This window comes from Corynebacterium sp. (assembly GCF_022712195.1).
In the GTDB taxonomy this organism is placed as follows: Bacteria; Actinomycetota; Actinomycetes; order Mycobacteriales; family Mycobacteriaceae; genus Corynebacterium.
The window spans coordinates 1-9,998 of the sequence record NZ_JALAGY010000074.1 but is presented as its reverse complement, the minus strand read 5'-3'; the positions used below and the strand labels follow the sequence as shown (position 1 = coordinate 9,998).

The window sequence follows — 9,998 nt, the reverse complement described above, 5'->3', positions numbered from 1 at the left end:
GGTGGGGACAGAGTCAGATCCGGAAGTCATCGGAGACCAGCTTTCTGAAATCGGTAGTGCATCGGGGGTGCCTCCATTGTTCCATGAGTCTGTCCGGCCGGCCTGCGCAGGTGTCCCCACACCTGTGTCCGCCTGTGTCTGCGTGTCCCTGACTGTGCCGCACGGCTGCGGTTAGGGTCCCCGGGGCGGTTGTCTGCAATAATCAGTGCCGTGAAACTCGAGAAACCGCGCATGTTCACCTCCACCCGCGACCTGCTTCTTTCGCTGGGGGCGTTGGGGCTGGTGATGGCGTTCTCTGTCGGCTTCACCGGACTGTGCAGTTACAACCCCGGACCGGCGGACACCGCCGGGCCCGTCAACGAGGTAGACGTCGACGCGATCCTCGACAGTGAGGCGCGGAGCCTGAGCTTCCCGGTGCGTAACCCCGACCTGCCGGACAACTGGCAGCCGAACTCGGGGCGGCGGACGACTGTGGACGGGGAGCCGTCGTCGATCGCCGGGTGGGTGGTCGACGAGAAGCACTACATCTCGCTGACCCAGACCGGGGTGGAGCCCGAGGACGCCGTGGCGGACGTGGACGACGAGTTCCGTGAGGAGACCGGGACACACCGCAGCACCGCGTCGGGAAAGACCGCCGAGTCCGCCGGGGACACGGTGACGTGGCGGATCTACACCGGGGACGACGCCCGTCCGGTCTGGGCGGCTGACCTGGGAGACTCCACGGTGATCCTGTCCGGCACCGCCACCGGTGAACTCTACGAGACCCTCGCGGACAAGGTCGTGGCCACCGACCCGATCGTCACCGGCTAGTACATCTACTGCAGCTACTGCTGCTACTCGGTCTCGGCGGAGCTGTCGTCTCCGCCGTTGCGGTTCTGCAACGCGGCCTCCACGCGCTCGGAGGCGCCGTCGAGGTAGCGCTCGCAGTACGCGGCGAGTTCCTCCCCGCGTTCCCAGAAGCGCAGTGACTCGTCGAGGCTCATCTGGCCGAGCTCCAGGATCTTGACCACTTCCACCAGCTCGTCGCGGGCCTGTTCATAGCTCAGTTCTTCCAGGGGGCGGAAGGTCTGCCTGTCGTCGTTGTCACTCATCGGTGGGGGTGTCCTTTCGGTCGTTACCGGTTTCTGGGGCGGGTGTGCGGTCTGCTCTGCTGTCGGTGCCCTCCGCGTGCTGGACCGCCATGGCGGCCGCGGTGACGGATCCGTCCAGGACACGGATGCGCAACTGGGAGCCCGGGGAGACGTCGTCGACGGTCGTCACCACCTGGGGCGGGGTGTGGTCCCTGGGGAGAACCTGCACCACGGAGTAGCCGCGGCGTAGCGTCTGCGACGGGCCCAACGCGTTGACCTGTGCCTTCAGCGAGGTGATCTGGGAGCGCATGTCCCGGATGGTGATGCCCAGGGCGCGGTCGTTGCGCTGCCGGGCCTCGGACACGACCTCCTGCTGCCGCCGGATGGGCAGCAACGGATCGGCCAGGACCGGGCGCGACCGGACGGTCGACAGGCCGCGCTGTTCATTGGCGACCCAGGAGCGCAGGGCACCGGCGGCACGGTCGCGAAGCTCGGTGACGAGTGCGCGCTCGGCGACGACGTCCGGGACGACGCGTTTGGCTGCGTCGGTCGGCGTCGCCGCCCGGAGATCGGCGACGTTGTCGAGGATCGGGTTGTCCGGCTCATGTCCGATGGCGCTGACCACCGGCGTGGTCATCCGGCTGACCTGCCGGACCAGTGCCTCCTCGGAGAAGGGCAGCAGGTCCTCCACCGAGCCGCCGCCCCGGGCCACGATGATCACGTCCACCCGGGGGTCGTCCTCGAGCTGCTGGAGAGCGGCGATGACCTGGGGGACCGCCTGCGGGCCCTGGACCGCGGTGTTGACCACCTCGGTCTCCACCGAGGGCCACCGGTCGTGGGCGACCGCCAGGACGTCACGTTCGGCGGCGGAACCGCGCCCGGTGACCAGACCGACCCTGCGGGGCAGGAAAGGCAGCGGACGCTTCAGCCGTGGGTCGAAGAGACCTTCGGCGTCCAACGCACGCTTGAGCTGCTCCATCCGGGCCAGCAGTTCGCCGACGCCGACGTGCTGGACGCGCGAGACCCACAGGGAGAAGGAGCCGCGGCCCGAGTAGTAGGCGGGCTTGCCGTAGACCACCACCCGGTCACCGTTCTTCAGCGGCGTGGGCATGGAGCGCAGCATCGACGTCGCACAGGTCAACGGGATCGACTGTTCCTTCTCCACGTCCCGCAGGGTGATGTAGGACAGCTTCCAGGACGGCTTCATGTTCACCTGGGTGATCTGCCCCTCCACCCACAGGTGCCCGAGCCGTTCGATCCACCCCTTGACCTTGTCGTTGACGACGTGGACCGGCCACGGGGACTCCGCGGAGGTCGGTGACGGCGGCGCCCCGGTCGGCGGCGAGGCTGGGGAAGCATCTGACATGGCTCTGATTGTAGAGGTCGGATAGCATGGGGGACATGACTGAGGCTTCACCTGTGGACAACTTCACCACGACCGCCCCCACGACCACCATCGACCACCCCGGGGACGTCGCCGGCGACGGTGTCGCCAAGCGGGTGCTGCTGGCCGCGCCGCGCGGCTACTGTGCCGGCGTCGACCGGGCCGTGGAGACCGTGGAGAAGGCACTCGAGAAGCACGGGGCCCCGCTCTACGTCCGCAAGGAGATCGTGCACAACAAGCACGTCGTCAAGACGCTCGAGCAGCGCGGGGTCATCTTCGTCGACCAGACCACCGAGGTTCCCGAGGGCGCCAACGTGGTCTTCTCCGCGCACGGGGTCTCCCCGCAGGTGCACCAGGAGGCCCGGCAGCTGAACCTCAGGACCTTCGACGCGACATGTCCGTTGGTGACGAAGGTGCACAACGAGGTCAAGCGGTTCGCCAGGCAGGGCTACCAGATCATTCTCATCGGTCACCACGGTCACGAGGAGGTCGAGGGGACCGCCGGTGAGGCGCCTGACGTGGTGCACCTCGTCGACGGCCAGGAAGACGTCGACGCCCTGGACTTCCCCGAGGACACGAAGCTCATCTGGCTGTCCCAGACGACCCTGAGCGTGGACGAGACGATGCGGACGGTCAAGCTCCTGCAGGAGAAGTTCCCGCAGCTGGAGACCCCGCCCAGCGACGACATCTGCTACGCCACCCAGAACCGGCAGGTCGCGGTCAAGGCGATCGCCCCGAAGGTGGAGCTGATGATCGTCGTCGGTTCGCAGAACTCCTCGAACTCCAAGCGGCTGGTCGAGGTGGCGCTCCAGCACGGTACGAAGGAGTCCTACCTGGTCGACTACGCCGAGCAGGTCGATCCCGCCTGGTTGGAGGGTGTCACCTCCGTCGGCGTCACCTCCGGTGCCTCCGTTCCGGAGCTTCTGGTGCGAGGTGTGCTTGACCTGCTGGCAGAACATGGCTTCACCGGCATCGAGGAGGTCACCACGGCCACCGAGGACCTGGTGTTCTCCCTGCCGCGCGAGCTGCGTCCGGCGCGCAACGCCAGCTGATGTAACACCTCCGGACGGAGGAACCCCGGTGCCTTGTCGGGTGCCTAGTCCATGTCGAGGGGGCGGTCCTGGCTACGCGTCCGACGACGCCGGCTGGCTTCCCGCAGTTCCGCCGCAGTGCGGGTGCGGTTCTCCGGGTTCTCCGGTGCCCCGGCCGACTCCGCTGCCGAGGGCCGCACCTCCGGGGCGGGACGACGGTCCGCCTCCCGTGCCCGCCGGTACCGGGGGGTGTCCTCGGTCCGACGCTCCTCTGCCGCGGGGGAGGAGGGTGCAGCGGAGCTCGAGCGGTAGGCGCGTGTCGTGGACTGGTCCCGTTCGGGACGGTCAGGACGCTCCGTCGGGAGGGGACGGTCAGCGCGGCTGGTGCGTACCGGCCGCTCCGTGTCCGACGTCCGGTCGATGTCGCGTACCCGGGCGTTGAGACGTTGGTTGTTCTGCTCGGCGTCGCTGAGGTGGCGTCGGCGGGAAAGCTCACGCCGGTGCTGGTTCTGAAGGACCGCGGCGTCGATCCGCTGCCGGACGACGGCGATGACCACACAGATCACGAACGTGGCCGCCAGCCAGAGGAACCTCTCGATCGCGGGGTAGGCGACGGTGATCAGCGTCGCCTTGAAGCTGGAGTTCGCCGTGGCCGACGCCCCTCCGACCAGGCCTGCGGCGGTGACGCCGAAGAACCAGTAGACCGGCAGGAGGACGACGGTGAGGAACAGTCCACGCAGTTCGACCAGTGCGGTGCACACGATCGCCGAGACGGCGAAGAGAACGGTGTAGGAGGTCCCGATCCCGCCGAGGACGATCCCGGTGAGCACCACGGCCAACATCACCAGCAGGGGAGCCCACACCGGGATCAGGCCCCTGCGGTTCAACGGGGCGGACTCGTCGTTCGTCTCAGAAGTCACGGGCGCTGATGTTACCCGATCCTCACGACTGCTTCGAAGCAGAGCCGTCACTCGGCTTGTCGCCCTTCTCACCCTTGTCGCTCTTGTCGTCGGGGAGGAGTGGCGCGAGCAGTTTACTGAACGGCTTCGGCTCGCCGGAGTCGTCACTCGTCAGTGACTTGCGCCAGTCCTGCCAACGCTGGGCCGCCTGCTCACGCTGGGCACCGGTCTGCTTGCCGGCGGTGGTGGCGAAGTCGATGTCGGCGGAGTGCTTCTCGCCGGTGGCCAGGTCGGTGAGGTCGCCCATGTAGCGGAACACCTCCGTGATCATCGCGGCCACCGGGACCGCGAGGAAGGCGCCGATGATGCCGAAGAGCCCGCCACCGACGGTGACCGACAGCAGCACCACGACGGCGTGCATCTTCATGGCCTTGGACTGCAGCACCGGCGACAGGACGTTGCCTTCGAGTTGCTGGACGGCCAGCACGATACCCAGGACGATCAGCGCGGTGGTGAACCCGTTGGCGACCAGTGCGACCAGCACGGCGAGCGCACCGGCGGTGAAGGCGCCGACGATCGGGATGAACCCGCCGAAGAAGGTGATGATCGCGAGAGGGGCGGCGAGTGGCACGTTCATGATCACCAGTCCGATGCCGATGAAGAAGGCGTCGATGAAGCTGACGATCGCCTGCGTGCGGATGAATCCGCCGAGGGTGTTCCAGCAGCGGGTAAGGACCTCGGTGAGGTGCCAGCCGACACGACGGCCGGCGATGCGCCGGATCATCGGCAGGAACTTCTCGCCGTCCTTCAGGAAGAAGAAGATCAGGACCAGCATGACGAAGAGCGTGATGGCCGCCGAGGTCACCGCGGAGACGCCGGTGATGGCGGTCTGGGTGATCTGGTCGGTCTGGTCCTGGACCCAGTTGGTGGCCTGGGCGATCATGTTGTCGATCTGGTCGCTCTGCAGGTTCAGCGGGGGACCGGCGACCCACTCCTGGATCTGCGCGATGCCCTGGGACCCGCTGTCCACGAGGTCCGGGATCCCCTTGCCCACGCTGGGCGCGATGGCCGCGATGATGCCGCCGAACACGGCGAAGAACAGGACGATCGTCAGCAGGACGGCCAGAGCGTTGGGCACGTGCCAGCGGCGCAGCTGCCGTGCCACCGGCCACAGCACGGTGCAGACGATGATCGCCAGGATCACCGGCAGGATGCCGGACCACACGCCCGACAGCGCGCGTCCGAGAACCCAGAAGGCCGCGGCGACGACGAGGAAACGCAGGCTCCAGCCTGCGGCCCATCGCGCAGAGGTGCCGATGACCTCGGCGCGGTCGCGGATCTCGTCCCCGGGGCCGGTCTCGGAGTCTGACGCCAGCACGGCGGACTGGTCGTCCGGCTCCTGCAGCGCGGGGTCGTCCTTGAGGAAGGCCGAGTCGCGCGCGGCCTCGGCGGGGCTCTTCTCCGGAGTCGGTTCCTCGCCGGGGAGCGGTAGCGTCGACTCGGGGTCCATCCGCCCGGATCCCATCAGGATGTCGGCGAAGTCCCGTCCTGCCACGACGTCACGTGGGTCGGGGCCGTTCGGTCCGTCCGACGTGTTTCTCCCGGAGGACCCGTTGGTGTTCTTGGAATCGCTGCTCACGTGACCCATTGTGCACGACGAGGGGCCCGCCGTCATCGGGACGGGCCGGGACTCACCCCGCGGGGTGGGACGAGGCGTGGAAGACGAGGGTCTCGTCGTCCGTGCCGGGTGCGGTGCCGAGCTCCCCGGACTCCTCGTCGGAGTGGTTCCTGAGGTTGATGACGGCAACGATCAGGCCGCCCCACAGGAAGACCATGAACAGGGCCATCATGATGATTGCGGTGGTGCTCATCGGCTCACTCCTTCAGATTCGGGGGTTGCGGCGAGGGGGTTGCGGGCCCCGCGTGCGCGCCCGCCCGGGGGCACGCCGAAGTCCGATCCCGGGGTCTCCTCCAGCACGAGCGACCTGCGGGTGAACGGGACGAAGTGCATGACCACGCCGACCAGCGCGATGACGATGATCAGCAGCCAGCCCCAGGTGAAGACCTGGTTGTCGGCGTATCCGCCGTAGCCTTCGGACAGGAGTGTGCCGAGTTCGCTGAGCAGGGTGAACGTGAGGATCACGGAGGTCACGTACATCAGGAAGGTGCGCCAGGTCGGGCCGACCCGGAACGAGGAGACGGCGTTGAGGTGCTGCTCCAGCTCGTTGATCCGCATCGTCAGGACACCGACGACGAGGATCGCGACGAGTGCGGCGAGGACGATGCCGATGTTGTTGGTGAACTTGTCCATGATGTCCAGGGTCACCAGTCCGCTGGTCGCGGAGAACGCCAGGATCGACAGCACGGCCATCGGGATGCCCACGGAGAGGGTGGCGACACGACGGGGGAGGTCGAACTTGTCACGGACAGCAGAGGAGACGACCTCCACGATGGAGATCAGCGAGGTGATGCCCGCGATCGCCAGGCTGGCGAAGAACAGGATGCCGAAGAGTTCACCGGCCGGCATCTGGTTGATGATCGTCGGGAACGCCTCGAAGGCCAGGCCGATTCCGGAGGTGGCGACCTCGCTGACCGGGATGCCGGAGGCGGCGGACATGAAGCCCAGTGCAGCGAACACGCCGATGCCGGCGAGCACCTCGAAGGAGGAGTTGGCGAAGGCCGTGACCAGGCCGGTGCTCGTCAGGTTGGACCTCGGCTTGAGGTAGGACGAGTAGGTGATCATGATGCCGAAGCCGATGGACAGGGAGAAGAAGATCTGCCCGTAGGCGGCGATCCACACCGTGGCGTCGGTCAGCGCGCTCCAGTCCGGGGTGAACAGTGCGTCGAGGCCGGTGGCCGCACCGTCGAGGAACAGGGCACGGACCACCATCACCAGGAAGAGCACCAGCAGAAGCGGGATGAAGATGACGTTGAGTCGTCCGATGCCCTTGCTGACGTCCAGCGCCAGGGTGAGCAGCACGACGGCCCACACCACGATCATGGTGATGAAGATGGGCATCACGAAGCTGCCGGAGAAGACGGTGTCGGTCTCGGCCTGGAGGAACTCACCGGAGAAGTACTCGCCGGGGTTCTCGCCCCAGCCCTTGGTGAAGGACTTCATCGTGTAGAGCAGCGCCCACCCGATGATCGCGGCGTAGTAGACGGCGATGAAGAACGAGATGCCGACCTGGAACCAGCCCAGGATCTCGGCGCGCGGGTGGATGCGGCGGAAGACCAGCGGGGCCGACCCGCGGAACCGGTGCCCCAGTGCGAAGAACATCCACAGCAGGGGAATGCCCGCTGTGAGCAGCGCGATCATGTAGGGGACGAGGAACGCTCCGCCGCCAGATTCATAGGCGACGTAGGGGAATCGCCAGATGTTGCCGAGGCCGACGGCGGAACCGATGGCGGCGAAGAGGAAGAGGATCCGCGAGTTGAACGTGTCGCGGGTGACCTTTCCGTCTTTGCCGTCGGAACCGACCTGCGGCCCGGATGAAGCGTCTGCAGACATGTGCGGGTGCCTCCGGGGTCTAGTTGTGGCAGGTGAACTGAAGAAATCGAATCTATCCTAGATTCCCACCAGACTTCCAGGAAACAGACAGTTAGGAAAGGGTTTCAGGGCAGACGGAAGCGACGGGGGTGTGCGTCGTCGCCGGGGCGGTACCGGTTAGGATGGGCGTCGTGACCCTTACTCTCGGAATCGTCGGCCTGCCCAATGTCGGTAAGTCCACGCTGTTCAATGCCCTGACCCGCAACGACGTCCTCGCGGCGAACTACCCGTTCGCCACCATCGAGCCGAATGTCGGCCTCGTGGAGCTCCCGGACCCGCGTCTGAACCGTCTGGCGGAGATCTACTCGTCCGAGCGGATCCTGCCGGCCACGGTGTCGTTCGTGGACATCGCCGGCATCGTCAAGGGCGCCTCCGAAGGCGAGGGGATGGGCAACGCCTTCCTCGCCAACATCCGTGAGGCGGACGCGATCTGCCAGGTGGTGCGCGCCTTCTCCAACGACGACGTGATCCACGTCGACGGGCGCGTCGACCCGGCGACGGACATCTCGGTCATCGAGACCGAGCTCATCCTCGCCGACCTGCAGACCGTGGAGAAGGCCGTGCCGCGGCTGGAGAAGGAGGGACGCAAGGACCGCGACAAGGCGGACCAGGCCACCGCAGCCAAGCAGGCGCAGGAGATCCTCGAGGACGGTCGCACGCTGTACTCGGCGTCGGTGTCCGGGGAGTTCGATCTCGCCGCGGTGCGGGAACTCCACCTGATGACGGCGAAGCCGTTCCTCTACGTGTTCAACTCCGATGAAGCGGTGTTGACCGACGAGGCACGGCAGAAGGAGCTGCGCGACCTCGTGGCGCCGGCGGACTGCGTCTTCCTGGACGCCGCGACCGAGGCCGAGCTGCTTGAACTCGACGACGAGGAGGCCGCGGAGCTCCTCGCCTCGGTGGGGCAGGACGAGCCGGGTCTGCAGACGCTGGCCAAGGCCGGTTTCGCCACGCTGGGACTGCAGACCTACCTCACCGCCGGGCCGAAGGAGGCGCGTGCCTGGACGATCCCGCAGGGGGCGACCGCACCGCAGGCCGCCGGTGTGATCCACACCGACTTCGAACGCGGCTTCATCAAGGCCGAGATCGTCGGTTTCGCCGACCTGGACGAGTACGGCTCCGTCGCCGAGGCCCGCAACCACGGCAAGGTCCGCCAGGAGGGCAAGGACTACGTGATGCAGGACGGCGACGTGGTGGAGTTCAAGTTCAACGTCTGATCGTGCAGGTCGGAGAGTTTCCGCCCGCTAAATGGGACCTGCGGTGATGGGGTGCTTTTAGCGGATCTTTAGCAGACCAAGGACCCCCGACCGGTACAGGTCGAGGGTCCTTTTCGTCGGGTTACCGCGTGACCGCACTCGAAGGTGCCGGCGGGCTACGCGGCCAGACCGGCGCTGCGGGCCCGGGCATCGGATGCGGCCTGGAGCGCCTCTCTCAGTGCTGCTTCGGCCTGCTCGGCGCGGGCCTCGGCCCTACGGCGGGCCTTCTCCTCCGTGAGTGCCTGCGCCTCAGCGGCGGCCTGGGCGGCCACCGCTGCATTCGCGGTGGCCTCAGCCTCCGCTCGCAGCTGCTGGGCCTCAGCGAGCTCGGCCTCAGCGGCCGCGGCGTCGGTGTCCAGCTGAGCGAGCTGCCTCTCCAGCTCCTCGATCCGCGCCCCCGCCTCGTCCAGCGGTCGGCGGTGGTGGGACTCGGCCTCAGCCCACGCAGCTGTCCAGATGCGGCCGCAGGCGGCGATGACCTGCTCTGGGACGGGGGGGGCGGCCGCGGCGTCGGCGGCCGCAGCCTCTTGCTCCGCGCGCCAGGCCGGCAGGTGGGTCTGGACAGCCGTGGCGTCGATGCGCGCCTGGACTCGGACGGCTCGGGCAGTGACGCGCTGCCCGTTGGCCGCCAGCGCGTCGGCGGCGCGCCAGACGCGCTGCTGTGGGGTGAGGGCGGTCGTGGGGGCATCCTGGGTGGGGGACATAGTGTAGATGGCTCCTAAGACAAGGGGATGGGGTTCTTGCAGGTCACGGGGCTGGATGGCTCCGCTGTGTCGTACCGTCGGGGCGCGAATCGGCGTCCCAAGGG

10 protein-coding genes are annotated in these 9,998 nt (G+C 67.5%); 3 read left to right on the top strand and 7 right to left on the bottom strand.

All coding sequences use genetic code 11. The features are described from left to right. Window positions 1–210: 210 nt before the first annotated feature. The gene (locus tag Q0A34_RS09525) at window positions 211–810 is read left to right on the top strand and encodes a DUF4245 domain-containing protein (protein WP_291479759.1); all 600 of its coding nucleotides are present in this window, start codon (window positions 211–213) and stop codon (window positions 808–810) included. 23 nt (window positions 811–833) lie between these two features. Here Q0A34_RS09525 and Q0A34_RS09520 read toward each other — a convergent pair whose 3' ends face one another. Both Q0A34_RS09520 and xseA read right to left on the bottom strand, forming a co-directional pair. Then, complete coding sequence (locus Q0A34_RS09520) at window positions 834–1,091, bottom strand: exodeoxyribonuclease VII small subunit (RefSeq protein WP_291479758.1); 258 nt, start codon at window positions 1,089–1,091, stop codon at window positions 834–836. Then, entirely contained in the window at window positions 1,084–2,436 is a 1,353-nt protein-coding gene (gene xseA / locus Q0A34_RS09515) for an exodeoxyribonuclease VII large subunit (protein WP_291479757.1), read from the bottom strand. The genes Q0A34_RS09520 and xseA overlap by 8 nt, the downstream gene beginning before the upstream one ends. 26 nt (window positions 2,437–2,462) lie before the next feature. On the opposite strand from xseA, the gene Q0A34_RS09510 reads away from it, so the two are divergent. Continuing rightward, window positions 2,463–3,506, top strand: coding sequence for a 4-hydroxy-3-methylbut-2-enyl diphosphate reductase (locus Q0A34_RS09510; protein ID WP_291479756.1), 1,044 nt, complete (start codon window positions 2,463–2,465; stop codon window positions 3,504–3,506). 44 nt (window positions 3,507–3,550) lie between these two features. Here Q0A34_RS09510 and Q0A34_RS09505 read toward each other — a convergent pair whose 3' ends face one another. The 4 genes from Q0A34_RS09505 to Q0A34_RS09490 are packed head-to-tail and all read right to left on the bottom strand — an operon-like array spanning window position 3,551 to window position 7,895. After that, the gene (locus Q0A34_RS09505) at window positions 3,551–4,405 is read right to left on the bottom strand and encodes a Yip1 family protein (protein WP_291479755.1); all 855 of its coding nucleotides are present in this window, start codon (window positions 4,403–4,405) and stop codon (window positions 3,551–3,553) included. A 22-nt stretch (window positions 4,406–4,427) separates the two neighbouring features. Further along, complete coding sequence (locus tag Q0A34_RS09500; protein ID WP_291479754.1) at window positions 4,428–6,032, bottom strand: AI-2E family transporter; 1,605 nt, start codon at window positions 6,030–6,032, stop codon at window positions 4,428–4,430. 43 nt (window positions 6,033–6,075) lie between these two features. After that, window positions 6,076–6,255: a methionine/alanine import NSS transporter subunit MetS gene (gene metS, locus Q0A34_RS09495; RefSeq protein WP_291479753.1), complete on the bottom strand. Its 180-nt coding sequence runs from the start codon at window positions 6,253–6,255 to the stop codon at window positions 6,076–6,078. Beyond that, window positions 6,252–7,895, bottom strand: coding sequence for a sodium-dependent transporter (locus tag Q0A34_RS09490; RefSeq protein WP_291479752.1), 1,644 nt, complete (start codon window positions 7,893–7,895; stop codon window positions 6,252–6,254). Before Q0A34_RS09490 ends, metS begins: the two co-directional genes overlap by 4 nt. Window positions 7,896–8,065: 170 nt before the next feature. Between Q0A34_RS09490 and ychF the strand changes: the two genes are divergently transcribed. Then, window positions 8,066–9,151 (top strand): redox-regulated ATPase YchF, encoded by a 1,086-nt coding sequence (gene ychF, locus Q0A34_RS09485; protein WP_291479751.1) that lies wholly within the window; start codon window positions 8,066–8,068, stop codon window positions 9,149–9,151. A 155-nt stretch (window positions 9,152–9,306) separates the two neighbouring features. Here the strand turns inward: ychF and Q0A34_RS09480 are convergent, their stop codons facing one another. After that, window positions 9,307–9,894 carry a DNA-binding protein gene (locus tag Q0A34_RS09480; protein WP_291479750.1) on the bottom strand — a complete coding sequence of 196 codons (588 nt, stop codon included), beginning with the start codon at window positions 9,892–9,894 and terminating at the stop codon, window positions 9,307–9,309. Window positions 9,895–9,998 lie beyond the last annotated feature (104 nt).